The sequence below is a fragment of the Micromonospora sp. PRAS1 genome, from assembly GCF_059553435.1.
In genome coordinates this window covers 84,042-110,581 of record NZ_JCANNB010000010.1, presented here as the reverse complement: position 1 = coordinate 110,581, position 26,540 = coordinate 84,042, and the positions used below count along the sequence as shown (strand labels likewise).

Annotated in this window: 30 protein-coding genes; 4 read left to right on the top strand and 26 right to left on the bottom strand. The window is 70.1% G+C overall.

Annotated elements, in window-relative coordinates:
* Nucleotides 1-106 precede the first annotated feature (106 nt).
* Both AC507J_RS12305 and AC507J_RS12300 read left to right on the top strand, forming a co-directional pair.
* On the top strand, nucleotides 107-421 hold the full coding sequence (locus AC507J_RS12305) for a hypothetical protein (protein ID WP_496289257.1): 315 nt from the start codon (nucleotides 107-109) through the stop codon (nucleotides 419-421).
* Entirely contained in the window at nucleotides 418-1,530 is a 1,113-nt protein-coding gene (locus tag AC507J_RS12300) for a tyrosine-type recombinase/integrase (RefSeq protein WP_496289256.1), read from the top strand. The genes AC507J_RS12305 and AC507J_RS12300 overlap by 4 nt, the downstream gene beginning before the upstream one ends.
* A gap of 71 nt (nucleotides 1,531-1,601) precedes the next feature.
* Here the strand turns inward: AC507J_RS12300 and AC507J_RS12295 are convergent, their stop codons facing one another.
* From AC507J_RS12295 to AC507J_RS12170, 26 genes are all read right to left on the bottom strand, one after another.
* Nucleotides 1,602-2,633, bottom strand: a complete 1,032-nt coding sequence (locus AC507J_RS12295) for a tyrosine-type recombinase/integrase (RefSeq protein WP_496289255.1) — start codon at nucleotides 2,631-2,633, stop codon at nucleotides 1,602-1,604.
* Nucleotides 2,630-3,007 carry an AbrB/MazE/SpoVT family DNA-binding domain-containing protein gene (locus AC507J_RS12290; protein WP_496289254.1) on the bottom strand — a complete coding sequence of 126 codons (378 nt, stop codon included), beginning with the start codon at nucleotides 3,005-3,007 and terminating at the stop codon, nucleotides 2,630-2,632. Before AC507J_RS12290 ends, AC507J_RS12295 begins: the two co-directional genes overlap by 4 nt.
* A 396-nt stretch (nucleotides 3,008-3,403) precedes the next feature.
* Entirely contained in the window at nucleotides 3,404-3,907 is a 504-nt protein-coding gene (locus AC507J_RS12285) for a hypothetical protein (protein WP_496289253.1), read from the bottom strand.
* 14 nt (nucleotides 3,908-3,921) lie between these two features.
* Nucleotides 3,922-4,347 carry a hypothetical protein gene (locus AC507J_RS12280; RefSeq protein ID WP_496289252.1) on the bottom strand — a complete coding sequence of 142 codons (426 nt, stop codon included), beginning with the start codon at nucleotides 4,345-4,347 and terminating at the stop codon, nucleotides 3,922-3,924.
* Complete coding sequence (locus AC507J_RS12275; RefSeq protein ID WP_496289251.1) at nucleotides 4,337-4,591, bottom strand: hypothetical protein; 255 nt, start codon at nucleotides 4,589-4,591, stop codon at nucleotides 4,337-4,339. The genes AC507J_RS12280 and AC507J_RS12275 overlap by 11 nt, the downstream gene beginning before the upstream one ends.
* Nucleotides 4,558-4,737: a DUF6011 domain-containing protein gene (locus tag AC507J_RS12270; protein ID WP_496289250.1), complete on the bottom strand. Its 180-nt coding sequence runs from the start codon at nucleotides 4,735-4,737 to the stop codon at nucleotides 4,558-4,560. Before AC507J_RS12270 ends, AC507J_RS12275 begins: the two co-directional genes overlap by 34 nt.
* Nucleotides 4,738-4,740: 3 nt before the next feature.
* Entirely contained in the window at nucleotides 4,741-5,010 is a 270-nt protein-coding gene (locus AC507J_RS12265; RefSeq protein WP_496289249.1) for a hypothetical protein, read from the bottom strand.
* Complete coding sequence (locus tag AC507J_RS12260) at nucleotides 5,010-5,249, bottom strand: hypothetical protein (protein ID WP_496289248.1); 240 nt, start codon at nucleotides 5,247-5,249, stop codon at nucleotides 5,010-5,012. Before AC507J_RS12260 ends, AC507J_RS12265 begins: the two co-directional genes overlap by 1 nt.
* Nucleotides 5,246-5,719, bottom strand: a complete 474-nt coding sequence (locus tag AC507J_RS12255) for a hypothetical protein (protein ID WP_496289247.1) — start codon at nucleotides 5,717-5,719, stop codon at nucleotides 5,246-5,248. The genes AC507J_RS12260 and AC507J_RS12255 overlap by 4 nt, the downstream gene beginning before the upstream one ends.
* A 19-nt stretch (nucleotides 5,720-5,738) precedes the next feature.
* Entirely contained in the window at nucleotides 5,739-6,065 is a 327-nt protein-coding gene (locus AC507J_RS12250) for a hypothetical protein (RefSeq protein ID WP_496289246.1), read from the bottom strand.
* A 169-nt stretch (nucleotides 6,066-6,234) separates the two neighbouring features.
* Nucleotides 6,235-7,302: a ParB/RepB/Spo0J family partition protein gene (locus AC507J_RS12245; protein ID WP_496289245.1), complete on the bottom strand. Its 1,068-nt coding sequence runs from the start codon at nucleotides 7,300-7,302 to the stop codon at nucleotides 6,235-6,237.
* Nucleotides 7,303-7,877: 575 nt separating this feature from the next.
* Nucleotides 7,878-8,942 (bottom strand): recombinase family protein, encoded by a 1,065-nt coding sequence (locus AC507J_RS12240; protein WP_496289244.1) that lies wholly within the window; start codon nucleotides 8,940-8,942, stop codon nucleotides 7,878-7,880.
* A 348-nt stretch (nucleotides 8,943-9,290) separates the two neighbouring features.
* A complete protein-coding gene (locus AC507J_RS12235) occupies nucleotides 9,291-10,265 on the bottom strand; it encodes a DUF2637 domain-containing protein (protein WP_496289243.1) in 975 nt (324 codons plus the stop codon).
* Between the two features lie 17 nt (nucleotides 10,266-10,282).
* On the bottom strand, nucleotides 10,283-10,675 hold the full coding sequence (locus tag AC507J_RS12230) for a hypothetical protein (protein WP_496289242.1): 393 nt from the start codon (nucleotides 10,673-10,675) through the stop codon (nucleotides 10,283-10,285).
* Between the two features lie 59 nt (nucleotides 10,676-10,734).
* Nucleotides 10,735-11,025 (bottom strand): hypothetical protein, encoded by a 291-nt coding sequence (locus AC507J_RS12225; RefSeq protein ID WP_496289241.1) that lies wholly within the window; start codon nucleotides 11,023-11,025, stop codon nucleotides 10,735-10,737.
* Between the two features lie 86 nt (nucleotides 11,026-11,111).
* Nucleotides 11,112-11,351, bottom strand: coding sequence for a hypothetical protein (locus tag AC507J_RS12220; RefSeq protein ID WP_496289240.1), 240 nt, complete (start codon nucleotides 11,349-11,351; stop codon nucleotides 11,112-11,114).
* Nucleotides 11,352-11,566: 215 nt separating this feature from the next.
* Complete coding sequence (locus AC507J_RS12215) at nucleotides 11,567-11,875, bottom strand: hypothetical protein (RefSeq protein WP_496289239.1); 309 nt, start codon at nucleotides 11,873-11,875, stop codon at nucleotides 11,567-11,569.
* 70 nt (nucleotides 11,876-11,945) lie between these two features.
* Complete coding sequence (locus AC507J_RS12210; protein ID WP_496289238.1) at nucleotides 11,946-12,482, bottom strand: hypothetical protein; 537 nt, start codon at nucleotides 12,480-12,482, stop codon at nucleotides 11,946-11,948.
* Entirely contained in the window at nucleotides 12,479-13,552 is a 1,074-nt protein-coding gene (locus AC507J_RS12205; protein WP_496289237.1) for an AAA family ATPase, read from the bottom strand. Before AC507J_RS12205 ends, AC507J_RS12210 begins: the two co-directional genes overlap by 4 nt.
* A 51-nt stretch (nucleotides 13,553-13,603) precedes the next feature.
* Nucleotides 13,604-13,852: a hypothetical protein gene (locus AC507J_RS12200; protein ID WP_496289236.1), complete on the bottom strand. Its 249-nt coding sequence runs from the start codon at nucleotides 13,850-13,852 to the stop codon at nucleotides 13,604-13,606.
* Between the two features lie 866 nt (nucleotides 13,853-14,718).
* A complete protein-coding gene (locus tag AC507J_RS12195; protein WP_496289235.1) occupies nucleotides 14,719-15,018 on the bottom strand; it encodes a hypothetical protein in 300 nt (99 codons plus the stop codon).
* 61 nt (nucleotides 15,019-15,079) lie between these two features.
* Nucleotides 15,080-16,012 (bottom strand): hypothetical protein, encoded by a 933-nt coding sequence (locus AC507J_RS12190; RefSeq protein ID WP_496289234.1) that lies wholly within the window; start codon nucleotides 16,010-16,012, stop codon nucleotides 15,080-15,082.
* A gap of 195 nt (nucleotides 16,013-16,207) precedes the next feature.
* The gene (locus AC507J_RS12185) at nucleotides 16,208-16,861 is read right to left on the bottom strand and encodes a hypothetical protein (RefSeq protein WP_496289233.1); all 654 of its coding nucleotides are present in this window, start codon (nucleotides 16,859-16,861) and stop codon (nucleotides 16,208-16,210) included.
* Nucleotides 16,858-17,922 (bottom strand): hypothetical protein, encoded by a 1,065-nt coding sequence (locus tag AC507J_RS12180; RefSeq protein ID WP_496289232.1) that lies wholly within the window; start codon nucleotides 17,920-17,922, stop codon nucleotides 16,858-16,860. The genes AC507J_RS12185 and AC507J_RS12180 overlap by 4 nt, the downstream gene beginning before the upstream one ends.
* Entirely contained in the window at nucleotides 17,915-22,138 is a 4,224-nt protein-coding gene (locus tag AC507J_RS12175) for a carbohydrate binding domain-containing protein (RefSeq protein ID WP_496289231.1), read from the bottom strand. Before AC507J_RS12175 ends, AC507J_RS12180 begins: the two co-directional genes overlap by 8 nt.
* Nucleotides 22,138-24,969: a phage tail protein gene (locus AC507J_RS12170; protein WP_496289230.1), complete on the bottom strand. Its 2,832-nt coding sequence runs from the start codon at nucleotides 24,967-24,969 to the stop codon at nucleotides 22,138-22,140. The genes AC507J_RS12175 and AC507J_RS12170 overlap by 1 nt, the downstream gene beginning before the upstream one ends.
* 276 nt (nucleotides 24,970-25,245) lie before the next feature.
* On the opposite strand from AC507J_RS12170, the gene AC507J_RS12165 reads away from it, so the two are divergent.
* Both AC507J_RS12165 and AC507J_RS12160 read left to right on the top strand, forming a co-directional pair.
* Entirely contained in the window at nucleotides 25,246-26,115 is an 870-nt protein-coding gene (locus AC507J_RS12165; RefSeq protein WP_496289229.1) for a helix-turn-helix domain-containing protein, read from the top strand.
* Between the two features lie 14 nt (nucleotides 26,116-26,129).
* Entirely contained in the window at nucleotides 26,130-26,336 is a 207-nt protein-coding gene (locus AC507J_RS12160; protein ID WP_496289228.1) for a DUF397 domain-containing protein, read from the top strand.
* Nucleotides 26,337-26,540: the final 204 nt, after the last annotated feature.

Sequence of the window (26,540 nt, the reverse complement as noted above, 5' to 3'; positions counted from 1 at the left end):
CTGGTCGGCGTTACACACCGACAATCCGGCGCCGGCGGCGCTCGGCCGTGGGCTGCCCATGCCGGCCCTGCGTAGGCAGTCGGCAAGCGGCACGGTGCACTTCTCGATGGCTGCGATCGATGCCGATGGTCGGCTCACGACCCGGTCCGCGGTGCTGGCGTTGCGGTGGCGTCCCAAGCTGGGCATCACCGTCTCCACGATGCATGACGCCCTTGTGGTCATGCCGCAGCCGGGCAGCTCGCACACCCTCGACCGGCAGGGGTACCTCCGGCTGCCCGCCTCGGTACGCCATGTTGCCCGCCTGACGGCAGGTGACCGTCTGCTCCTTGCCGCGTGCCGGAGCCGTTCCTTCCTGCTCGCGTATCCGCCAGCCGCACTCGAGGCGATGGTCCTTGCCTACCATCTCGGAGCGCGACTGTGACCGCCACTGATCGCGTACCGAGAACGGAACTGGAGGCTGCCCGTCTTCTCCTGGCCAGCCTGGGCGTCACGCCGGAGCAACTGCTTGCCGCCGGCGATGTCGTTGCCAACCAGGAGCGACCGATGCCGACGTTCGCCCAGTACATCGACCGCGTCGCGGATGCCGTGACTCCGGGAACACGTCGGGTCTACGACTCCTACTGGCGACGCGTACGCGAGGTGTGGGGGGACCGTCGGCTGAACGAGCCGACCCCGTTGGAGATCAAGCATCTGGCCGAGCGGATGAAGACCGGGGCGATCGTCAGAAGCAACTCCCGTGGCGGCCGTACGGCCTCCGAGCACCTGATCTCGGCACTACGCTGCCTCTACAAGTACGCCGTGGCCGATCGTCTGATGGACGAAGCCGATAATCCGGCGATCCGGGTCGCCAAGCCGCGGCGGCTGGCGAGCACCAGGCGTGCCCTGCCTGACAAGCAGTTGGCGCAGCTTTTCACGGTCGCCGGGACGACCGGCAACGATCCGGATCTGGACGCGTTGATTCTCAGGCTGCACGCCGAGACGGCGTGTCGTCGAGGTGGCGCACTCGTGCTGCGCCCGTGCGACCTGGATGCGGTGCAGTGCCTCGTCAGGCTCCGCGAGAAGGGGGAGACCGTCCGCTGGCAACCGATATCGCCGAGCCTGGTGCGGCACCTTCTGCTACACGTCGAAGAGCGGGGCGATGGTGACCGAAAGGGACAGTTGCTGCGCTACCGCAACGGCAACCCGATCACCAGCCGCCGCTACGATCATCTGTTCCAGCGGCTGGGCCGTCACCTGCCCTGGGTGGCGACCCAGCAGATCACCGCGCACTGGCTACGTCACACCACCTTGACCTGGGTCGAACGGAACTTCGGGTACGCCGTCGCCCGGGCGTTCGCCGGCCATGACGGGAAAGGCGATGCGGGTACGACGTCGACCTACGTGCGGGCGGACGTGTACGAAGTCGCTCGCGCCCTGGCAGCGCTCACCGGCGAACCGCACCCCCTGGCTCAGCCAGCATCGGATCTTGACAGCCCGGCGGGACGGTCCGGAGGGACCTTCAGCCCACTCACCGCTCAGCGGCCCGGCTGAACAGGGGGTGTCGGGTGCGTTCTCCGGTAGCGCACCCGACACCCCGAACCAGGTTCGCTCTCGCGTGTTCGTCACGCGAGCGGATGTGCCTCACCAGTCAGAACCGACAGGGCGGCGGCGATCTCCTGCAGAGTCGCTCGAACGTACGTGGTGGTGGTACCGGCCTCTCCCCCACTGTCGTTGTGGCCGGCGAACGCGCGAGCGACGGCGTAGCTGAAGTTCCGCTCCACCCAGGTCAAGGTGGTGTGGCGTAGCCAGTGGGTGCTGATCTGCTGGGCCGCCACCCAGGGCAAGTGCCTGCCGATGCGCTCCCACAGATGATCGTAGCGGCGATACGTGATCGGCTTACCGTTGCGGTAACGCAACGACAGCGTTGTCGGCGTGGCCGGCCGCTCCTCCACGTGCTGTTGCAGATGCCGCATCAAGGTAGGCGACACCGGCTGCCAGCGCACCGTCTCACCCTTCTCGTGCAGCATGATCAGGCACTGGTCCGGGTCAAGATCCGCTGGCCGCAGCGCCAGCGCTCCGCCCCGACGACAGGCTGTCTCCGTGTGCAGCCGCAACAGCAGGCAGTCCAGAGCAGGGTCATCGCCGGTCGTGGCGGCGACCTGATTGATCTCAGCGAGCCGAGTGTCCGGCACCGCACGGCGGGTGCTGGGCAGACGCCGTGGCTTGGCAACCTTACGGGCCGGGTTGTCCGCCTCGGCGAGATGACCGTCAGCGACGGCATGGTTGTAGAGACACCGCAGAGCCGCGATCAGGTGCTCCGCCGCGCTGCGACCACCACGGGCGTTGCGACGCGTGACGACATGCGCCTTCACATGCTCGGCAAGACGCTTGATCTCGGTCGGATCAGGCTCGTCCAACCGGCGATGGCCCCACTCCTTCAAAACCCGGTTCCAGTAGGAGGCGTAAACCCGGCGGGTACCGGCGCTGACGGCCTCCGACACCACGGGGATGTACTCGGCGAACGTCGGTGCCGGCGGACCGGCAGAGGCGCTCTGTTGCAGGTCGCCCGGTGAGATACCGAGCCGCGAGAGCAGCAGCATCGCCGCGTCCAGGTCAGCCTGGCTCGGCCGACTCGAAGATGGCTGCGTGGTCATACAACCTCACCGTCCAACGCAGCTGCCTGCGATTCGCTGATCATCGCGTGGACAGCGGCCGGCGGATGGACCACAAGCCGCCCGATGGCCGGGTCAGCGACCAGCAGAACCCGACTGCCGGCGGTGAGCCCACACCAGTGTCGGACCGTCGCCGGCAACCGAACCTGACCAGGCCGAGTCACCCGGAACGCAGCGTGCGGATCGGCGGTCACCAGCACCAGACCACCGCGCACCCGAATATCCACCCGGGTACCCGATAGCCACCCCAGCGCCGGGATGACCACCGCTTCGGCCAGCCGACCATCACGATCGATCGCCGCCATCCCATACAGCGCCATCGACCGAGCCTCGGGAGCGAGCTGCGCAACCGGCAAGGCACGCCGACCCTTGGTCGGTTCACCCCTCGGCCCAGCGGGAATCGAGGGCGGTACCACCGCTGACACGACCCGGGCAGTCACCACGACCACCCCCGAGACGAGGCGGGGAAGACGGCGTTAGGAGCTGGAGTCCGGTGGTCAAACTCGCTTGACCACCGGTACGTCACATCACGCAGATATGCGGGGAAACTGTGTCCGAGGGGGGACTTGAACCCCCACGGCTCGGGTCGCTGACCTGCGGTAATCCTATCGACCCTGGTCAGCTTGTGTCTACTCGTACTCCCTTGTGGCCGCTTGTAGCCCGCTGTTCCCGCCCGTTATCCCGCCGGGATCACCGCTGATCTTGCCCAAGCGGAAGGGGCCGGCCCAACGGACCGGCCCCCACCTATACGGCTACAGTGCCACGGACCCGTGCACGGTGTCGGCGGCGTCAACCGGGACTTCCTCCCACGTCCAGTTGCCACCCATCACGACGTACATGCCGCGCTCGTCGGGCGCGATCCGTAGCTCCGGCTCGTCCTCGCCGTACGGACGCCGGTCGACCACGATCACGTCGCCGTCCCACCGCATCTCGGGAACGTCGGCGTCGACCATCCTGGTCAGCTTCGGCTCGGCGACGCCCTGCGCCCGGAGGGTTGCGCGCAGGTGCCGGCGCTCCGCCTCCTGGTCGGTGACGATCGCCTCAGCAACCTCTCGGGTGCACTTCCACACCGCCCAGCCGTTCCAGCGGCGGATCAGCGTGCCGGCGTACGCCGACTCGAAGCGGCTGCCGGCGTCGGAGTCGTACTCCAGCCACTCGCCGGAGAAGTACCCGGACTCGCCGGGCTGCAACTCGGGGTCGAGGTCGAGGGGTGCGCCCGCGTCGTCGGCGGGCGACCGGTCGAGAGTCATTTCCACGTGAACTCCTTCGGTCAGTCGAACAGGGTGGGGGCCGGCGGTTCGCGCCGCTCGGCCAGTTCGCGTACTTCGCGGCCCGTCTGCTCTTCCCACCAGGCGGCGAACATGCGCCGGTGGCACCAGTTGTCCGGCGGTGGCACAGACAGGTCGCAGAAGCAGAGCAGGACGAGCTGATCGCTGCCGGCGTAGTCGGCGATCTCGGCAAGCTGCTCGGAGATCAGGTCGACACCGGCGGCTTCCAGGCGCTCCAGATAGATGTGCCGGTACGGACCCTCAGCCATCTTGAGCATTCCGTAGCTCGGCGCGAGGAGCCGGGCGTACCCGGCCAGCTCGTACGGCAACGGGAATCGGGGAGCGCCGACGGTCGTCCGGACCGGCGCCCCCTGGTCGGGGCGGAACCGCTGGTAGCGGCTCGTGAACAGCTGCAACTCATCCCCCATTGGGCTCTGCATGATCGTCGTAGAACTTCCCGATCACCGGGATCAGGTCGTCCAGGTGCGAGGCCAGGGCGTCCAGCGCGGACGCCACCACCGACGGGGGGCCCTGGATGGTCAGCAACTCCAGCTCGATGACCTCGCCGTCACCGGTGGGCGCGGCGTCCAGCGGCAGCGGCAGCGGCAGGACCGCCTTCGCTTCCACCACCGGCGTGATCAGCCGGTCCCCGAGCCTGACGAGCGCCGCCATGCTGCTCCTCCCATCAACTCCAGCCGCTTGCGGCGGCACTTCGGTCCCACCCGTTCCATGCGTGCACGCTGCGTCCGCAGCGGGCGTCCGCAGTCCTCGCACTCGACGGGCTCTTCGTCGGGGCTGGCCGGCACCTGGTCAGGCATCGGCTACCTCCTCCCTCGCAGCCGGGCGGCGATCGCCCGGCACCAGCTGCGGTCGACTCCGAACCGCTCGGCCACGTCGTCCGGCGTGTAGCCGTCGACGAGGTACCGGGTGGCCAGGGTCGCCACGCTGTCGGTGACCGGCTCGGCGGCCAGCGGCCGCAGTGCGGGCGGCCGGCTGCGTCGCGGGGGTAGCTCGGCTCCCGTCTCGCGCCGGGCGGCGCGGGCCCGGGCCAACGCCCGGTCCCGCGCCGTCTCCACCTCCGTGCCGGCCACTACCGACCCCGCCGCCGCCGGTACGCCAGGTGCATCACCCTCAGCCGCACCCGCCGCTGGTCCGCCAGGCGGACCAGCGGGGCGAAGGCGCGGCGGATGGCGACACCGATCTGGCGGAACAGCTCCCGCAGCGCCTCGAAGGCTTCCGCGAGGTGGCGGCACAACCGCTCCCACGCCGCCCGCATCCGGGCGACCTGCTCCGGGGCGAGCTGCGGCACGGCGACGACGGGCTCGGTCATGCCGCAGCCCTCGACTCGGCTCGGGCCTCGGCCGGAGACATTGCCACGACTGCCGCCTGCCTCCGGTCCGCCTTCCACTCGCGGCCGACCCTGGCCAGCCGCTCGACCAGCTCGTTGCGGACCTTCTGCGCGCCCTCGGCGTACTGCTCCAGGTAGGGCAGCGCCTTGCGGGTATCGGGGTCGGACTTGGCCTTCTCCCTCGCCGGCGCGAGCAACCACCGGTCGTTGGCGGCCACCTCCAGGTCGGCGACGGTGCACGCGAAGGCGATGCCTTGCAGCTCGGCCGGCTTATGGATTGCGTCGACCACGGCAGTGGCCAGGTCGCGGACGTTCCGCTCCTCCAGGTCCAGGCCGAGGTCGTCCGCCATCCCGGTCAGCGCTGCGGCGGCCAGTTCGCGGATCGCGATATAGCCGGGCAGTGCCGCCTTGACCTGGCGGGCCTCCTCCTCGATCCCGGCGATCGTCTTCACGCGAGCACCCCTCGCGCGGTCACATCGGCGCAATGCCGCATTGCGGCCGTACATCTCGCGGACACTGTGTTCCCTCTCTGTTCGGTTCCTCCGGCAGGCGAGCTGCCTTTATTTCTGCGACGAGCGCCGGGCCGACGTGGGTGTCGAACACCGCCCGGAGTGCGACCCGGTAGGTCGCCGGCCCGAGCGGGACCGCGTTCATCATCCGCGCTTGCTGGTAGAGCTCGGCCTGTGCTTGCCGCATCGCCTGCTGGAGGTCGGCCGGCTCGTGCGGCAGGGGCCAGGCCCACAGGACCGTGACCAGACTGCACGCGCCGATCGCCTCCAACAGCCGAGCGTTGTACATAAACATTGTATCCTAGTCGGACACTGCGGTCAAACTGCGGCCGTACAGCTCACTGCCACGCTGGGCCTCCACGCCGGGAGCATACGCACTCGCCCGACACCGGGACAGGGCTCGCCGGATGGCGCGAACGCCCCGCGCATATCGCGCGGGGCGCCGCACCCTGCTTTGCTCAGTGCTGGCACACCGAGCAGAACCCGGCCTCCTCCACCGCGTTGTCGTGGCCCTCCCACTCGCAGTTCGGGTCCACCTTGATCGGACCGACCGACGTCACGTCGAAGACCTCCGCCGGGACCACCGCGACGGCCTCCGGGTCCAGCTCGACGGTGACGGCCGCAGCCAGGGCCTGCGCCTTGCGCAGCTTCGATGACACCTTGCTCGCCAGCGCCCGAAGGTCGTCGACGCGCTGCCGGTGCCCCGCCACGCCGCCCTCGGCCCCGGCGAGCAGCCGCGCCAACTCCCCCGCGTCCATCTGCGACAGCTCGTGCAGGATCTTCCCGGCCGCCTCCAGCCCCTCGATCTTGCTCACGACCTTCTTGCGCTTGGCGACCACCTCGGCCTGCGCCTCCTCGTCGTGCTCTCCCTTGTCGATCTGGAAGAACTCCGCCTGCTCCTCGGCGGCCTTGCATGCCTTGGCGAACGCCTCGGCGTCCCGCGCCGACGAGAACTCGCCACGCGCCCACTTCACCAGGAACCGCCGCTGCTGGTCGGGTGACAGCCGGCACACGTACCAGGCGACGCCCACCTGCAGCTGCCCCTTGGCGACGAGATCCTTCGCGTCTTCGATGAGGCCGAGCAGGTCGATCCGCCATCCGATGTACGGCTCGCTCTTGCCGAACAGCTCGGCGATCGCCCGCGTCTCCCAGCCTGCGTCGGCGAGGCGCGCGTAGGCGGCGGCCTCCTCCATCGGCGTCATGTCCTGCCGGTTGACGTTCTCGGCGACCTGCGCGATGAACGCCGCCTCGTCGTCCATCTCCCAGACCATCGCGGCCAGGTGCTCCATGCCGCCCTGCTGGGCTGCCCGCCAGCGCCGCTCGCCGACGACCAGGCGGTAGTGACCCGGCTTGCTCGTCTTCCGGACGGCGATCGGCTGGAGCTGGCCGAGCTTAGTCATTGACGTCGCCAGCTCGGCCAGCTCCTCCTCGGTGAACAGCTTGCGAGGCTGGTCCGGGTCCGCCTCGATCTTGCTGACGGCAATGGTCCGCAGGGTCGGCTTCTTGGCCGTCGCGGTCGCAACCATCGTCTTCCTCCACGTTGAACGATGTACGCTTGTCGTACATATTCATTGTATGCGGAAACGATCTTGCCGTCAATGTTCTATGTACACTGAGGGGCTACATGAAGGGCGCCGCCGCCGACGCAATCGACCCTTGGGCCACCGCCGTAGCACCCCATGTCGGCAGCCGGTCCGCCCCCCTGGCGCTTCGGTATGGACGCCCACCCAGCACCGGAGGCTTCGGAGCCGGCGGCAGCAGCAGGCCGGCCACCCTCCGCACCTGCTCGTCGCTCATCTCGACGTCATCGACACGCCCGGATGCAACCTCAGCCTCGATCCGCTGCGCCAGTGACAGGATCTCGATCTTCCGCCTGCGCGGCAAAGTAGTGCCCCCGTTCTTACCTCGATGTGCCAGCGATGGCACTGCGACCCCACACCCACTTAGAGGGCTTAAGCCGCTGTTAAGAAAGCGGTGACAGAGATCGTAAACCGAGGCAACACTGTGCAACAGGTTTCGCAACCCGAAAGTCGGACCACGTCCGACCGAACGAGCGAAAGTGGACGCCGTCTCGACGCAATGATCGTAGCGGTCTGGTCAGCTACTTCCAGACGAATTCCAGCCGGTCAGCGTCGAGCTGCGTCGCTCCTGGGCGCGTCGCTGGCCGCACCACGATCCGGTCCAGCACCAACGCCAGCAGCTCCCGCCGACGCTCCAGCGGCGCGTCCACCCACCACTCGGCCAAACCCTCCGCAGTGGTCGACGGCAGCGACCGCAGCCGCAGCGCCTGGGCCTGCGCCTCCTGCAAGCTCTTGCGTTCCTGCTTCGCCTCGTCCTCGATCGCCTTGAGGGTTACCAGGCTGATATGACGACGCGCGTACTCCTGGCCGGCCTCCACGAGCCGCTCGTCGATCGCCGCCAGCGCCTTGTCGACGTCCTCGCCGGCCAACGGTGCCTTCGCAAGCGCCGCCGTCAACCGGCCGCGCACCTTCGGTGAAGCCAGCCGCGCCAGCGCACGGGCGGCGACCTCTTCCTCCAGACTGGCGGCCGCGATGCGGATACGGCCACACCCATAGCTGGGGCTGCCCGACCGGCACACATATCCGCGCTTGCCACTATTGCTCGGCTGCGTGTACAACCACTTCCCGCAGCGCTGCGTGTCGTCGCCCTCGCCTTCCAACGGGTAGCCGCACATCAGGAAGCCGCCACTCAGGAGGTACTTCCGCACGTTCGTGGCGAACGGCTGTTTCCGCTCCGGGGCATCCAGGAGAGTCAGCAGCTTCCGATGCGTCTCCCTGGGAATGATGGCGTCCCACTGGCCCTTGCCGACGACCTCACCCTTGTACGTGCGCAGGCCCGCGAGCCGCGGGTTGCGCAGCAGTCGCGACAGCGACTGCTGCGTCCACGGGCGGCCAGCCGACGTCAGGATCTCGCGCCGGCGAAGGTCGGCGACGATCGACCGAAGGCTCTCTTCGGCCAGCGCTCGCCGCACCACATCACGGATCACTGCGGCCTCGGCCTCAATGACCGCGCGCCCTGTCTCGTCGTACCCGTAACACCGCACCTGTTGACCCCCGCGCCTCAGCCGCTTCGGCTGTCCCGGTTGACGCTCCGCGACACTCTCGTACCGGCGGACCGGTGTGGCCCGGCCTGCCGCGCGCCGCATCAGTAGGTGGGCCGGTCCAGGCCCGCCTATAAGTTAGCAGTGCCCCATAGCACCGTGCTACCTACAGGTGCGTATGAGTTACCGCTTCGTCGCTGTCATTTCCGCGACACATTACACCCGCGCCTGACAGCCCGTGACTGAGACGCAAGCAGCCCGGGGCCCTCTGTGAGGACCCCGGGCTGTTTGTCGCGGTATGGAACCGATCAGGCTTACCGTCCCCCGACTGTGCTCCTGACCGGATCCGCGACCGGCCCGGCCGCGGAACGGCAAGGCCGGTCACATTTAACCACTGCGGCCGTATAGATTGCCACTACGGCGAAGCCCACCTGTCGCCGTGGATGTGCCCTCTTACGTGATCCCGGTGCCGGCCGGCACAAGGGGTTCCTGCCGGCCACGTTCGCCGGCCCCGGCGAGTTCGGCTCGCGCTTCCTTGATGCGGTTCCGGCCCCACCTCTCGCTCCTGCCGAACCGCTGGCCGAGTGCCACGCCCGTCAGAGGCTTCCCGGCGGCCGCCGAGTCCTTCCACACCTTGCGAGCGGCGGCCCACAGCTCCTCCGTCGCGGCATCCGGCGGAGCCGGCGTCCGGTCAGTCGAGGGCACCCGGTCGGGCGGCGGCGGCAGCGCCTGCTGCCGTGGCCACGGGGCTGGGGGCACGATCGGCTCCAGGTGCGGCAGCGGCACGCGGGCCGGTCCATGCGCAGGCACCGGCTCCGGCAACGGCACCGGGTCGACTGGCGACTCCGGCACCGGCACCGGCAACGGCACCGGGTCGACTGGCGACTCCGGCACCGGCAACGGCACCGGGTCCGGGTCCGGCACCGGGTCGACAGGCGGCACCGGGTCCACAGGCGGCACCGGCATGGCAGGCACCGTTAGCTGGGCCAGCGGCAGGGCGGCAGCGCGCTCGGCGGCAATCGCCGCGCTCCGCTGGCGCGCGAGCACCATCAGCCCGATCGACGCGACCAGCGCCAAGCCGTCGACGGACAGCGGCAGGGTGCTCGCCGTTAGGCTGTCCTCGCCGTACTCCAGGGCCAGGGCCTTCATGTGCCGATAGCTGGCCACGGCAGCGACCCCGGCAACGATCACCGTGCCGACGATCTGCGTGGCCCTCATCAGCGGGTGCCGCGGTGCCGGCACCCGCATCATCACCTCGGAGCACAGCAGCAGCGCCAGCGGCGGCCAGCCGGCAACGAACTTCGCCCCGATGCCGTCTGCGGCGTGCGCGATGTTCGCGGCGAGGCTGGCTCCGATGCCGGCAGCGAATGCCGACCAGGCGACCACCCACGCGCCCTTGCTCGGACGTTCCGGCAGTGCGTTCTCCACGTAAACCATCTCCGGCCCTATCCGGCAGTTCCGGCGGCAGTGCCGCCGGCCCCGTCGGTGCCGGCGCCGCGCAGCATCGCCGCCAGCGTCCACAGTGCTGCGCGGACCGATGCCGCGCGGTGCCGGCTCGGCGCTGCCGCGATGTGTTCGGCAACGGCAATCCAGGCGGCGCGCGGGACCGTCGGGTCGAGGCGCTGTCGCGCGCAGCCCTCGTGCATCCGCAGCCCACCCAGCTTCACCGCCACCTGACCGTCGGCGATGTCTCGGCCGCAGCCGAGGCACCACGGCGTCCACTCGTCGCCGGCCACGCCGCCGACCACGAACGCCGGCAGGCACACCGTGATCTCCACGCTGGTGCGGGGCGGCGGCGACTCCGGGTCGGTGCGGCCCAGGAACTCCAATGCGTCCACTCGTTTTCCTCCAACAGGTCGAGGCCGCCCGGCAGGCGCCGGGCGGCCGTCGTCGGTCTCTACAGCTCGGTCAGCGTCTCGCCGACCAGTTCGCCGCGCTCCGCCACCGCCGCCTGGTGCTCGTGAAGGTGACTGGCGCACAGCAGCTCCGTCTGCGTCCACGGGTCCAGTTCCAGGCCGTCGGCCGGGTCGAACAGGCACAGTCCACCGTCGCCGCACTTCTCGCCGTCGTGCTCGGTCACCAGGCGGGCAACCGCCGGCTCGGTGCACGGGCCGCCGTCCTGCTCAGGTGCGAACTCGGCGGCGAAGGTCGGGACGGTCACTGGGCGCGTACAGGTCAGGGCCGTCATCCCTCTTGACTCCTTCGCTCAGGTCAGGTCAGGTCGGGTCGCGAACGGAAGCGGCGGGCGCGCTCGGTGCGCGCCCGCCGGCTCGGTCAGCGGTACTGGTTGAGGGTCAGGGTGTACTCGCGGCCGTCGGTCAGCCGGATCACGATGCCGTTGTCCCGCGTCATGAAGCCCGCGTCGGCCAGCGTCTGAACTTCGCGGACCTCGACCGGCTCGTTGTCGTCGTCGGTCAGCGGCTTGTCGCCGGCCGTCTCGGCGGCCTCCTCCAGGGCCAGGTCCTCGGCGGCGATAAGCAGGGCGCGCTCCAGGATCTCCTCGTAGGTCAGCATCCTCTTCTCCTTGTCAGTGAGGGTCTTGTGTACATATTCATTGTAGGCGGACACACGTCCCGGCGTACAGGTTTTATGTACAGCGCTGGCCGTGGAACAGGTCACACGAGCGGGGCGCCACCCCTCCACGGAGATCGCCGAACGCCGCCTATCGGGTAGTGGGGTGGGGAGATGACCGGTGCCCGCTGAGGTCGGCTGTGGGCGGGCGGAACGGGCTAGTCCCGCGCGGGCCGCTCACCCAGCCGCCGCGCCTCCAAATCGGCCGCCGCCTCCAGCACCCACGCCCGGGGCGCCGGCCGCCACCCCGCCGGCCGAGGCCGGCACCGGCCGCCAGGCGACGTCCGCTCCGCACCGCACGACCGGCAGCGGATCGTCAGCCACACCAGCCCGCCGCCGTCCTGCGCCGACCCGTCGAGCAGCCCGCCGCAGCCGTCGCACACCCCCACCGGCCCGCCCTCGGCGGCCGCGGTGAACGCATCGACGTCGACCAGGCCGTCACGCACCAGGCTCGCGTCGATCGCCACCGCCCACCTCCCGGCCTCCGACGTGGAGCAGGGCCGGGTGGAGCTCACACACCGCCCGGCCCCGCACCGCTTACTCCTGCGGTGCCGGCGGCAACGCCAGCAGCTCGGGCAGCGACAGCCGACCATCCCGGTAGGCCGCCGCCACCTCCTCACGGCCGCCCTTCTTGAAGGTCAGCGTCGTCGACGGCGGCGGCGGATCCGCGACTTCCACGAAGTCGAGAACCCGGCCCGTCTCACCGTCGACAACGGTGCCGTCCCGCTCGACCTGCAACCGGCCGAGCAGCGCCTTCCGGAACGCCGGCCGCACCGACTCCACCGGCTCCGGGACGGTCGCCTGAACCTCGGTCGGGTGCTCCGTCTTGCAGTAGGCCAGGAGACCGGCCTCCTCGACCACGAAGCCCGTCTTCGGCTCGTTGAGCGTCACCTGAGCCACGGCACCGTCGTAGCCCGGCAGCCGAACCTCGATCGTCGTCACACCGAACGAGTGGTTCAGGCCGACCATGCCGGTGTCGGCCTCGGTCCGCGCCGCGTCGTACGCCTTCTTGACCTCGTCGAGCAAGGCCTTGAGTACCGCCGCCCGCATGGCCCGCTGCTGTGGACCCATCACCTGCCCACTCCCGTCGTCTCCGGCTGCCGGCCGCCGACCGTCGCCATCTGCCGGGCGTCGCGGGCCTGCTGCGCTGCCGCTTCCTCGGATGCGTCCGGGTCGGCCGCACGCGCCCCGGCCGCCTCGGTCACCGCGCTGGCGAGCTGCGTGCCCGGAGCCTCGGCGGCACGCCGCGCGGCGGCGATCTCCACGCCCCGCGCGTTGAAGGCGTCCCTCAGCTTCTGCGTCTTGCCGAGCCGCTGCGCCCGCTGCCACAGCACCGCCAGGTCCTCCCGCGAAGCGCACGCGGCGAGGGCCTTGGGCCAGTCGGGATCCCTCGGCGGCTCGCCGTTGTCGAGCCAGTCGAGCAGCTGGTGACCCAGCTCCTCACCCGGCTTGTGGATTACCTGGTCGGCCAGGGCATCGCAGCGGCTTTTCGTCACCCGCAGGTAGTGCGCCTGGTCGAGGTCGCCCACCAGGTCGAACTCGTACTCCAGCCCGTCGCGCTGGTCGGGCTGCATGCCCAGCTTGGACACCTGCTTCCGGCCGTCCGCGCCCTCGGTGATCTCGTAGCGCTGCTTCGACCGCAGGCACACCACGACGTGTCCGGGAAAGCTCATCAGGGCCTCGATGTACGCCCGCTCGATCGGGCGCACATCCTTCCACCCGTCCATCGACCGGCCGCCGTGGTTGCGGGCGAACAGGTCGACCAGCTCCAGGATGCCGCCGGGCCCGAACCAGTAGTGCGACGCCGAATCGAGCATGAAACCCGTGAAGCCCGCCAGGGCCGCCTCATCGATCAGCTCGACGAGCTGCCGAGGGTCGTACCGCACCGGAGAGAACTTCTGGAAGCCGTACCCGCCGGCCTCCTCAGGCGTCATGTCGCCGACGCCGGGCAGCTCCGGGTTGACCGCGTACTTGTCGGCCGAGTCCCGCTCGGTGTCGACGAACGCGATCCGCTCCAGGCCGTCAGCGATGGTGGCCGCCCCGGTCAGCGTGTAGAGCAGCTTGAGGCCGGTCAGGGTCTTCCCCGCCCCGCTCGGCCCGGCGAGCGCGATCCGCGCCTTCGCCTTCTTCCGGGTCGCTGGCATGAACCGTGAACTCATCTCGTCCCTTTCCACGTGAACGAACCTACATAAACTCTATACGGCCGCATTTGGGGACCGTAGCCGTACACCTTCGGGCGACGAAAAGACGCCGGAGCAGTCCAGGCAGACCTCGCTGCCCACGGCGGCCGGCAGGCCGCAGTCGCCGGTCCGGCAGATCACCGGAGTGCCCAGCTCGGTGCAGCCGCCCTGCACCGGATGCCGCCAGTCGTCCCCGGCGGGGACCAGCTCGCCGCCGCACGTCGCGCACTGCGCGACGTCGACCGGCACGAGGTGAACCCTCACTCTCCGATCACACTCCCGTCCTGTTCGGACACGGCCCGCAGGTTCGGGCCGTGCAGCGGGGCCGAGCGGTTGCACCCGGGGTGGGCGCATCTGCCGTTGGGCCCCTCGACGTACCGGTGGTCACCGTTCGCGCCGCGACCAACCGTTTCTTGTTCCCTGTATGTCTTGCGTCCGCGTGGCGGACCAACTCGGTACGACTGGCGGACTAGCTCTAGTCCGCGTGCCGAACCAACCTGGCCCCTCACTGGTCCGCCCACCGGACTACCTAAGCCGGACGATCCGGACGCGGCTGGTCCGGCACGCGGACCAACTATCCCCAGCTCGGTCAGCCGCCGCAGTAGGTCGGGCGGCACTCCCATTCGGTAGACCGTCCGGGCCTTCTTGCGCCGGGCGTCCGCGACCGTCGGCCGCTCGCGCCACACCCACTTGTTCTCCGGGCGCTCCTCCCCGCCCTCGCCGTCCTTGCCTTCCAGCAGGTTGAGCCACTTCGCGACCGACGACCGGGCGAGCCCGGTCGCCTTCTGCAGATCGGTCAGGCTCGGCGTGAACTGCTCGGGGATCACCGCCGTGGCCGCGTCGGACCACGTGAGCAGCGTCAGGACGAGCTGCCGGCCGGGAGGATCGAGCGTGCATAGCTCGTGCCTCACCGCTCGCTCGACCGTCCACCGGTCCACCATGCAGGCGGCCTCTCTGTGCAGCGCCGCCAGCGCACCGCCGCCCGAACTGGCGTACGATGCGCGTGCGACCCGTTCTCTGTTCCGGGTTTCTCCTCGGCCCCGCCAGATGACCGCCTGGCGGGGTCGATGCGTTTTCCGGCACCCTACACCCGGTCTGTACGGCCGCAATGCCTCCGGAAGTGCTCACAGCTACGCGGCCTCGTCGTCGACCAGCACGTCCCACGGGTCCCACACGATCGTCCGGTTCGTGTCCTCGGCGAACTGGTAGATCGTGGTCACCTTCCACACCGGGTTGTTGCTGACCTCACCGTCCTCCGCCGGCAGGACCCCCTTGGACCGCCACTGGTACGGCGTGTTGTCCTTCACGCCGAACATCCGGACGATCTCCTTGAGCCCCACAACCGGCGGCAGCGTCAGCGGGCCTGGCTGCGTCAGCTGCGCTGTCACCTGCTTGGCAACCGCCTTGAGCTTGGCCTGACTCACCTTCACGTTCCTCTCCTCCCACAGCCGAACGCCATACAGGGTCAATGTACGGCACGGCCGGGGACGGTCAGGCTGCCGTCCGGGCAGCGATGGACGGCGCGCGGTGCACCAGTTCACGCGCAAGGGCCAGCAGGTCGCAGTGCCCGATCAGATACACCCGGCCGTCCGAGAACACCGACGCCGGATCCAGCGGCACCTCGCCCAACAGCCGCAACGCGCACTCCTCGGCCAACACGTGCGCCGCCGTGTCGTTCGCCCACGTCGGAACCACGGCGAACCGGACGCCGGCACCCGCCAGCCGCTGCGCCACCCGCCGGGTGGCGGCGGCGTTGCGCTGCACGTTCGCGACGAGCAGCACCAGGTCGCAAAGCCGCGCCGCGTCGACCTGGCCGCCGTTCAGCGCCCGGTCCAGGTCGACCACCTTCACCTCGGCTGCGATCCGCTCGATCTCCCGCGCCGGCACGTCCGGCGCGTCGACCACCCGCAGCGACATCGCTGGACTGCCGAGCCGGTCGTCGACTCCACCGCGTCCGGCGCCGTCGACGAGCAGCGCGCGTCGGCCCTCCTCGGCGGCCGCCAGTGCGATCGCCACCGCGAGGGTCGTCGCTCCGGCACCGCCGTGCCCGCCGACCACGCCGATGCGTACCTCGGCTGCCTGCCTACTGGCGGCGGCAGTAGCGACGATCTCGCGCAGGCCCTGCGCGGCACGCGGCAGCGCGTACGCAGCCACGTCCGGGTAGTCGGCCTGCCAGGCGCGGATCACCTCGGCCAGCCGCTCGCCGTACAGCGTGGTCGGCGCGACGACCTCCAGCCGCGGATGCGCCGGCATCCCGTTCGCCAGCGTCCGGCAACGCGCGTCGATCACGACCAGGGGCGCGGTACGCCACTGGTCAACGGCCGGCTTGCCAACCACGACCTCCATCTCCAGATCCGGGCCGAGGGCGTCCAGCACCTCGTCCACAAACTCGTGACCCAAGGCCACGAGCAGCGGCCTACTCATCCGTACCTCCTCCACAAGCAGGGCGATGCGTACAGAGACATTGTATAACGAGGGACAGGCAACCGTCAATAATGTATGTACGGCCAGCAGGTTGCTTTGCCCCATCTACGGGCGGCCCGTTATGCTGGTGTCTCCACGTGAACGCAGCGCAGCCCCGGATTTCGCGATCCGGGGCTGCGCTGTTTCTGGCGGCTGTCAGACCAGCGGCAACGGGTAGTCGATGGACACCCGCACGACGTCGTTCGTCGCGATCACCGACGTCGAATGCATGTCCAGCAGCGTCAGCTGACCGTTCGTCTCCAGCACCGCCGACCCCGAGGTCACCGACGACCGGAACAGGTGGTGCTTCGGCATCGTCGGCCGAAACATCGGATCGGTCAGCGTCGCCATCAGTATGTCGCCGATGTTGCCCAGGGCGCTCGCCGTGATCGGTCCACCGGTGCGCCGCACGTTCACATTCAGCTCGATGCGCGACCCGACGATCCGGTACTCGTTGTCCTGCTGAGCCCAGCCCGCCGCGTACGCCACCGCCAGCTCGTTGGTCACTACCCCCGTGTCAGCCAGGTACGCCCCCTGGGGCGGCACCCCCAGGTAGCCGACCACATGGTGGCCGGCTGGCGGCGTCATCAGCACCATCACCCGCGCGTCCTTCGGCAGCATGCCCACCAGCGACACGACCCGCATCGCCGTGGTGTCACCGTCCATCACCACCAGGAACCCGCCGCCGGGTGCCGGGCCCGCCACCGTCGCCGGCCGCAGCCGGCCCGTGATCCCCAACGCCAACACCCGGTCGAGGACCGCCTCGGCAATCGCCCGCACCGGGACCTGCACCATCCGCTGGTCGATCACAGTTCATCCCCGCCCGTGTCCGGGTACGCGCGACGCAACGTGTGCCGCATCTCCCCACCAGCGGCCAACTGCATCGTCCACCCCGTCTCCAACCACAGCAGCCCGTCCCACCGCACCACGTCGTACCCGTCGTGCCGCGGGTCCGGCGGCGTCGACAGCTCCACCGTCTCGTACGCCGTCTGCTGAATGCCCAACGTCCGCGCGTACGCTTCGACCGCCACCTGCGACGGCAGCTGCGCCTCCACCACCCTCGGCAGCACGAACCCCCGCTGCGCGATCGAGTGCGGCGCCGACGACGGCACGTCGTACACACCCACGATCGGGGCGACGTCCGTCCCCGGATCGTTGCTGACCACGACGAACCGGTTCGGGGCGGTCAACAGCTCCGAGCCGCGCGCCACCGACCCGCGGAACACCCGCTGCGAGGCGTCCAGGTCGATCGTCGGCCGCCGGCTCGCCGGCTCGAACGCCCGCATCAGCCGCAGCCGGCCACCGTGGTTGAACCACGGCAGGAAGAACCCGCCCTGCCGGGCCAGGTCCCGCAGCGCCATCCCTCGCGTGTTGCCAGGCGACCACGACGACACCGACGTCAGGTCCGTCCAGTCCACCTGCACTTCGCCGATCGGCAGCCCGGCCAGCAGCCTCAACACCGCCTGGTCGACCCGCTGCCCGCTGCCCTCGAAGCCCGTCTCCAGCTCCTGGTCGACGACGAACATCTCGTCGAACAGGACCAGCGGTGCCGTCGACCCCGCCGAGGTCTGCAACTGGATGGCGTCACCGATCATGTACCGGCCCAACGGGTACTCGCGCCCGCCGACGACCATCGAGATCGCCACCCGGTCGGTCAACGGCCGCAGCCGCCTCGCGTCGACCACGTCCAGCGTCAGCGACTCCACCCGCCGCACGATGATGCCGGTCACGTCGTGGACCAGGCTCGGTGTGGTGTCCCGCAACGGCGTCACCGGCCCGCGCCGCACCCCGGTCCGCCCGTCCACCAGCTCGAACCGGTACGACGCCGACCGCTGCCCGACACCGGGCGGCAAGTCCAGCGAGTCACGCACCACAGATCCCGACACCGCCCACCTCCCACGTCGCGCCGGCCGCGTCAACGAACACCTTCGTTCCCTTCGGCTGCTCCTCGAAGTCCGGGACGACGATCAGCGGCCCGTCGACGCCGTTGCGCACCTCCGCCCGCGACACCGTGACGTCTCCGCGAACGCTGACCTCGAAGAACCCCGCGTCCAGGTCCAGCGGCTCCGGGAAGCCCTCCACGGCGAACCCCGACCCCCACGTCACCCCGTCCATCGACGTGTAGAACGTCGCCCGCCCCTGGCCACCACCAGCGTCCTGCTCGTACACCGCCCGCAGCCACCGCCGCTGGTTACGTACCACCCCCAACTGTTCCGAAAGCACACACTCGTAGAAGACGTCGTAGTCGAACACCTCCACACAGGCTTCTACGTCCGACCACCGCACGTTCCAACCGGACCCGAGGAACTCCGGGTTCGTGTCGGCGAAGTGCTCGACTCGCACCTCCCACCGGTCGCCGGCCGGGCGAATCTCCACCCGCATGTCGATGTCGGGCATCGGCTCCCGCACCTGGAAGCTGTCGACCTCCACCCGCCCGTCGATGTTGCCGTTGCCCGGCGACAGCCCCGCCCCGACGCCGGCCAGTCCCGTCGCCGGCAGCGTCCCGTCGACCTCCTGCACCGTCCAGCCCGGCCAGTAGCTGCCGGGCTCGTCTTTCCACACCGCCGCCCGCACCACCTGGCCCCGGACCTGCATCCGGAACCAGTACCAGTCGCCGACGACGACCGGCACCTCCTCCCACTGCCAGTCGCGTGCCGTCTCCAGCTCCGCCAGGACGAGCGGCTCGCCGTCGTGCAGCACCTCCAGGCCGACGCCGACCGTGCCGTTCGGAGCGAACGCCAGCCGAGCCGTGTACCCGTTCTGCTCGTCGACGTGCCGGCCGTGCAGGTGCGCGTTGATCGGCTCCCCACCCGGCGGGCGGGTGATCCGCATCCGCGCCAGCACCTCGACGTCCCGCACGGCCGGGCCGGTCACGACCTTCCTATCCACCGGCTCCGGCGTAATCCCCGCCTCATCAATGAACAGGCGATGCGACGGCGAAGCGTCGCCCGGCATGTACACGTCCCCGGCCACCTGCGCCGTGTCCTCAGGGGCCGTCCAGGAGAACGACAGCTGCACCCACGTGTTCGCCGGCACGGTCACCGGGTCGCTCTCGTCCAGATCCAGCAGGTCGCCCTCGTCGTCGAACCAGTAGAGCGACAGCACCACGTCGCGGGACACGTCGCAGCGCACCCACGCCGCGAACCGCCACGTCGTCCCCGGCACCGTCTCGGGGCCCGGCTCGCACTCGACGAACACGAAGCCGTCGTCGCCGCTGGGCGTCAACAGACCTGACGCGACACCCTCATGCGCGTGCTCGGTCGACCGGACGAACGTGCCGCCGGTCGGTTCCCAACCGGCCACGTCCGTCTCGAAGTACGGATTCGCGTTCAGCGGCTCGGCCAGCTGGATCACCCCAAGGCCGCCAGTCACCGACAGGTCTTCCGGCGGCCCGGACACCACCACCCACGGGCCACCAGGCATGTCGGTCGACCCGAACCCTCCGGCCGGCACCTCCCGTCCGAACTGGTCATCCGCGACCAACGGGCTCCAGCCGACGTCAACCGGAGTGTCCGCCCACGCGTACACCTGTGTGGTGTGGCCCTCCGGCCGCAGCCCCTCACACGGCGGCGGCCCGCCGTCGACCGGCGCCGGCGTGTCCGCCACCTCCACGACCGCCACCTGCGCCAGCTGCATCTGCCCACGCTGCCGCTTGCGCCGCACCGACCCGGACGGCACCAGCAGCGTCGCCAGCCACCGGTTGTCCAGCTCGTCCCGCACACACACATACGGCACCTGGTCCCACGCCAGATCCCGCAGGCTGCGGAACCCCCGGTCCAGGGTCTGCGCCGGCACCGCGACCGCGTTGACCAGCACGGTCCGGGTGAACTCCACACCGCCGCGTTCCAGCGGCCGGAACGCCGCCCGGTAGTCGCGGCCGTACATCGCTCGCAGCTCAACCTCTCGGGCCTCCGGGAACGTAAAGTCCTCGCCCGCACTGCGGTCCTGGTTCGTGACGTACGCCAGGTTGCCGGCCGGGTTGTGGTTGCTCGTCAGGATCAACGCACCGACATCCACGCGGGTGCCGGTCACCCCCGGCGTGGCGATCGTCGCCGCGACCGGCGCCGACCAGGGCCCGGGAACCCCGATGCGGTGCACCATCCGAACCCGGTACCGCGACTCGACACCGACCCGCGCCTCGTAGTCGTCGACGGCGCTGACGTTCGGCGCGGCGACCAGCGCGATCGTCTCCCACGTCTCGTCGTCCATCGTGTCGTCCTGGCGCTGTACCTCGTACGCGCCCCACCCGGCCACGACCTCGCTGTTGACGGCATCCCACGCCAGCCGGTGGTAGCGGATGCCGGTCGGGATTCCGCCCGACGGCCGGTCGCACTGGTCGTCGACGACCGCCAGCGGCTGCACAGCCGGCTGCACGACCAGGCCGGTCACCTCGTCCATCTCCCGGACCAGCATTAGCGTCAAGTCGGCCGACTGGTCGTCGGCGTCGTCGATGGTGGCGAACGCCTCCGCCCCGCCGTACGTCGCGTCGCTGATCGTGCTCGACCCCCCGCTGCCCGGCTCAGCGTCCGCGCCGAGGACCTGCCATGGCGCTTCATCGTCGGCGGAGCTGGCGAACGCCCACCACAGCACCCCACCGCCGCCAGCTGTCTCCAGCGGCGGATCCAGCCGCAGGGTGACCTCCCGCCACCCGTCGGCGACCTCCGGCAACGTCTCGAACTCGTCGACGGTGATCGTCGCCCTGGGACCAAGGCTCACCCACGGGTCCGCCGGGTCGGCCTGGTACAGGTGCAGCGGCTCCCGGGTGCCGGGCAGGTGCCGCGCATAGAACCGCACCCACACGTACGTGCCAGCCTTGTCGTCAACGATCCGCTGCATCAGGTCGCCACCGAAGAACCGCTCGGACACTGTGCCGATGGCCTGCGCCAGGTAGACGTGAGAACGGCTATCGGCGTCGCCCGGCAGCGGTGACCCCTCGTACAAGACGATCGCCGGCAGGTCGTTGACCGTCTCCACGCTCGGCACAGCGCCCTCGCGGATTGTCTTGCGCAGCTGCACCCCGCGCAGGCTCGGCAACGCGTCGACCGTGCCCAACCGGTCGACCGGAACCGGCACCGTCGACGCCACGGACATCTGCCCAGAGTGAGCCCGGCCAACGGTCACCGCGTACCGCTCGCCCGACCACATGGACACCGGAAACCCGTAGTTGTACATCCCGAACAGCGGGATCTCGTAGTACGCCCCGCCCTGGTGGCCGGCACCGTCGGAGATGTCAAGCCCGCCGCCGCCGAGCCGGTTCTCCTCCCCGTACGTCACCTCCAACGCGAGGTAGTGCACGTGGAACACCGCGTCCTCGAGTGCCGACCCGGCGACCTGGAGGCGCACGTTGATGTTCGTGCCGCCAGATGCCGCCCACGCCGTCAGCCCCGACGTCGGCGACGCCTGACCCGCCCAGTTGTACGGCATCCGCCACTTCGTGGTCAGCGGCGTCGCCGCGGTGCTCCACCAGGGGTTTAGCTCGCCGAGCCGCGATCGCCGCACCTCCGTCGCCGCCTCGTGCAGCGCTGGCCCCGTCAGCGTCTCGTCCATTGGCCACACCACACCGGCCGACGGCCGTTCCAGGCCGAGCGTCACTCCCTCGGCGAGGTCGGCGAACGGGCCGGACATCACGTACAGCACCGACACGTCCAGGATCCGGCGCCGGAACAGGGCGGCCTGCGCCGCCGCGCCGGTCGTCGCGAACCAGAACCGGGCGGCGGCACCCGGCCCCGTCAGCGCGATGTGCCGAGGGTCGGACGAGTTCGCCACCGCGTTCTCCACGGACGTGGCGGACCCAGCCAGGGCCGCGCCGGAGAGCAGCGCCCCCGACGCGCAGGGAATCACCAGCTTCCGCACCGGTCCGGTGCCGGCGACCAAGTCCGCCTGGCACAGGCTCACCACCAGCTCGGTGCGCGTCGGCCGACCCGGCGGTGTCGACGTCGACCGCAGCCACACCCGATCCACCCGCTCGGTGGCGGCTCGGAACGTGTACCCGACCTCGCTGGCGGTGTCCAACACGAGCGGCGCCTTCACCATCGGCGCCCACTGCATGCCCAGCACGTACGGCCGGTCCGGGTTGTACTCGCCCATCAGATCGTCCTCACCGTCGTGGCCACGGACCGCCGGGCCAACGTCTCCAACACTCCGTCGCCGACAGCCCGGCCGGTGTCCAGGGCTTCCTGCCGGGTCGGCACGACACCCTCGAACACGACAGAGATCGCGCCCCTGTCGAACGTGATCGGCGTACCGCCTCCACCCATCTCTCCGGCGAGCAGAGACAGCAGCCCGGACTCCTCGGCGAGCTGCCGGGCCCGCCGGGGCCGGGTCAGCGGGATCACCACCTCGTCGCCGGCCTCACCGCCGACGAACAGCGTCGGTCGGCGCAGGATCGCCCCGTTCGCCAGCATCGGGATTCGCGGCAGCGAGCCGGGGAGCACGGCGTCGACCCGTGCGATGCCCGAGTTGATCGCCCCAATGATCTTGTTCAGTTGATGCCTGATCGTGTCCGCGATCGCCGACGCGATGCTGCCCAGCGACGGCACCTTCCGCAGCCCGTCGACGAGCTTCCGCACCAGCCCCGACCCGGCGGACAGGAACCGGCTGGCGTAGCCGGAGATCCTGCCCGGGATGCCGGCGATGAACGTCACGATCGAGTTGAAGCCGTTCACCGCTGCGGTGCGGCCCGCCGAGACCGCGCTGCTGAACGTCGACTGGAGCCGCGTCCCCAGGCTCGACAACGCCGACAGCACCCGACCAGGCAGCGCCATCGCGTACGACACCAGCGAGTCCACACCCCTCAGGAACGCCGCCGCCGCCAGAGTCGCCGTCTGGTGGATCAGGTCACGCAGCCGGCCCGGCAGCGACGACAGGAAGCCGATGATCTGCCCCGGCAGCACCGTCACCGCGTACAGGATCAGCCCGATTCCGATGCCCAGGGCCTCCAGCGCCCGCCCGGCCGCGTCCGTGAACAGATCCCACAGGATCTCCGGCAGCCTCGACAGGAACGAGCCGATCTTGCCGGGCAGCTCCGCGAACCACGTCCCGATCGACTCGAAGAAACCCTTCACGGCCTGCCACGCCGAGGAGAACGCGCCACCGATCGCTGACCCGACACCCGCCCAATCGATCGCGCTCAACCATGCGGCCACCTTGCCCAGCCACTCGGCTACCCCGGACAGCGGGGACAGCAGCCACACCAGCGCCGACGCGAGCGCCGACACCAGCGGCGCGACGGCCTTCGCCGCGAGGAACCCCACCAGCACCGCCGCGACCCGGATCAGCGGGGCGACCAGGGCGACCGCGACGACCGCGAGCTGCGCCACCAGCTCGATCAGCGGCGTGATCGCCACCAAGATGTCGACCAGCGGCGGCAGCAGCCCCACGATCGTCGGGATCAGCGGCATCAGCGCCGACACCAGCTGCACGATCAGCGGACCCAGCGTGGTCAAGATCGGTGCGAGGGCGGACCCGAGGGCGGCGACCACCTTGCCGAGCGGCGGACCCAGCTGCGTGAACAGGTCGGCCAGCAGCCCGGCGACCGGCGCGAGGACCGCCGTGAGGGTCTGCCCGATCTGGAGAAGCACCGGAGCCAGCGCGCTGACGAGCGGGGCGAGCATCGGCCCGAGCGCGTTGAGGACCGTCGCCAGCGGCCCGACCAGCATCGTGATCAGCTCGCCGATCACCGGCAGCAGCGGTGCCAGCGCGACAGCGATCGACGCGATGACCTCACCGACCGGGCCGAGCGCCGGCGCGAGCGCCTGAATGCCGACGGACAGGCCCTCCATCACCGGGCCGACCGCACTGTTGATCGCCGCGAGCGCCGGCCCGAGGGCCGTCACGACGGCTTGCATCGCCGGCACGATGGCCTGCGCCATCGACCCGAGCGCCGGCACCACCGACTCACCGATGATCGACAGCAAGGTCGTGAACACCGGCGCCAGCCCGGCCGCCAGGGTGCCCAGCGTGTTGAACACGCCGAGCAGTGCGCTGCTGCCCTCCGCCGTGCCGAAGAACTCCCGCACCCGGCCCGTCACCTCGACCAGACCGGCGAGCAACCCTCCGGTGCTCGCCTCCGCGGCGGCTTTCAGGACGCTGGTCAGGATCGAGCCGACGTTCGCGGTCAGCTTGCCCAGCTGCCCCATCACCACACCGGCGCGGTCGATCGCCGTCACGGCGGCGCCGCTCTCCGCCATAGCCGACAGCCACGTACCGAACCGGACCGCCGCATCACCGGCGAGTTCGGACACCCGGCCGATCGACGGCAACGCCACCGCGGTGATGTCCCGGAACCCGGCCAGCAGCGGCTTGATCGACGTGGCCAGGTTCCCCACCGACAGGCGGGCCGTGTCGAGAATCCCCGACAACGTCTGCACGGTGCTCGTCTCGCGGGAGAACTCCAGCACCGCCCGCGCCGCCCGCCCCCACTCGGCGGCCACGCCGGTCAGGCCGGCGCGCAGCGGTCCGGCAAGCACCGAAGCGGTCGCGGACAGCTGCCCCACCAGCTGCGAGGTGAACGCGTCCTGCGCGGCGACCCGCACATCCGACAGCGCCGGGAGGATCGCCCGGAACTCCCGTACGAGTCGCTGTGCCTGCGGCGACAGGTCCTCAAGCGCCTTCTCGAACTTCGCGAGGTCGTCCTCACCTGCGGCGGCGAACGCCTCGCCGAGGCCGCGGGTAGCGACCATCAGCGCTCCGAGCGCGGCCCCACCGACACCGGCCGCTGCCGGCAGGGCGTACAAAGCGCCACCGACCGACGCCAGCGAACCCGCCAGGCCGATGATCTGACCGGACGCGGCAGCGGCGCTCGCGCCGATCGCCGCGATGCCGCTGACCTTCAGGGCCTTCGTCAGCCCCGCTCGTAGTTGCGGCGCGAACCGCGACACGTCGCCGATGATCTCGATGTACGCCCGTCCGAGAGCCACACCCTCAGCGTAGGCCGTGCCACACGGTCGCCATCAGTCATTGCGGCCGTATTACTCGCGGACACAACGAAGGGCTTCGGCTGACGCAACCGAAGCCCTCCGCTTTCGCTCATCCAGAGCCCGACCCGTCCCGCGCCGAGTCAACAATCAGCGTAACGACGACGCCCCGTTCCCCGGTAGGCGAACTCCGATAGCCCGGCGTCGCCCCGTCCGCGTACGCTCACGGGTGCGGCGTGCCAGGCTGGCACGGTGCCAACCAACGGAGGTGCAGGTCACGTGATCTCTCCCCTCGCGCGACGCCTACGGCTCGGGCACGCGATCCGCGAGCTGCGCGAGACGGCCAGCCTGACCAGTGCCCAGCTTGCCCGCGCCGCCGCCCTCGACCGCACCGCCGTGTCCAAGGTGGAGAACGGCGAACGCCGCCCGCTCGACACGATCCTCAGGCTGCTCGACGTGCTCCTGCCCGAGGGCAGCGAGCAGTACCGGGCACTCCAGCGTGTCGCCAGGGACGGCCTGGCGAAGGGCTGGTGGACCGAATCGCGATACACCGGCATGGGCGCGCGGCAGGCCCGGACCGCCGAGATCGAGTGCGGTGCCGACACCATCCTCGAATACCAGAACTCGCTGCTACCTGGCCTACTGCAAACCGAGGCGTACGCGCACCACCGTGGCCAGGTCGCGCTCGACCAGGGCGCGGACTTCGACCTCCACGGCACGGTCGCCGGCCGGATGCGGCGACAGCGACAGGTTTCCGACCCCGACGGGTCGGAGTACGACGTCGTGCTGGAACCGCAGGCCATCGAGCGGCTGCCCGTACCGCCCGACGTCATGCGGGAGCAACTGCTCCATCTGCTCACTGTGGCCACGACGAGGGAGAACGTGCGGATCCGCGTCCTGCCGGTTGACGCCCGGCTCGGCCGAGGCTACGTGCCTCGCTCGCCGTTCTCCCTCTACGCCTACCCGGACCCCGAGGACCTGACGCTCGTCGCCGTCGACACCGTGACGACAGACCTGCTGGTCACCGAGGCCCAGGAGGCGAAGCGGTACGCGCAGCTGTTCGACCAGCTGCGCGACGCCGCGCTGTCCCCTGAGGAGAGCGCGGAACTCATCCAGAAGGCGGCCGACGCACTGGCCGCCGGAGCCTGACCCGAGGAGTTCCCATGAGCGACGACCAGTTCCGCCCGTGGCGGAAGTCGACCCGATCTGACGGCGGCCAGAACTGCGTCGAGGTGTCCGACGCAGTTGACGGCAGCACCATGCTCGTCCGCGACAGCAAGGACAAGACCGGCCCCGTCCTCACGTTCGGTGACACCGGCTGGACGGCGTTCATCGCCGACGCCAAGAAAGGCCGGTTCAACCTGGCCTGACGACCCAGCTCACCCCGAGGGGCCGGCACCGTTCTGGTGCCGGCCCCTCGGCCGTCTCCACCCCCGACAGACACGCGGAGTTAAACCGCGCCTGCCCCTTGTGACATAGAGCAGCGCCGTGCCATGCTGGCACGGTGCAACCCGGCACAGTGCCGGACAGGCACCGTGCAACTCACGGCCAGCATCGAGAACAGCACCCCTGGG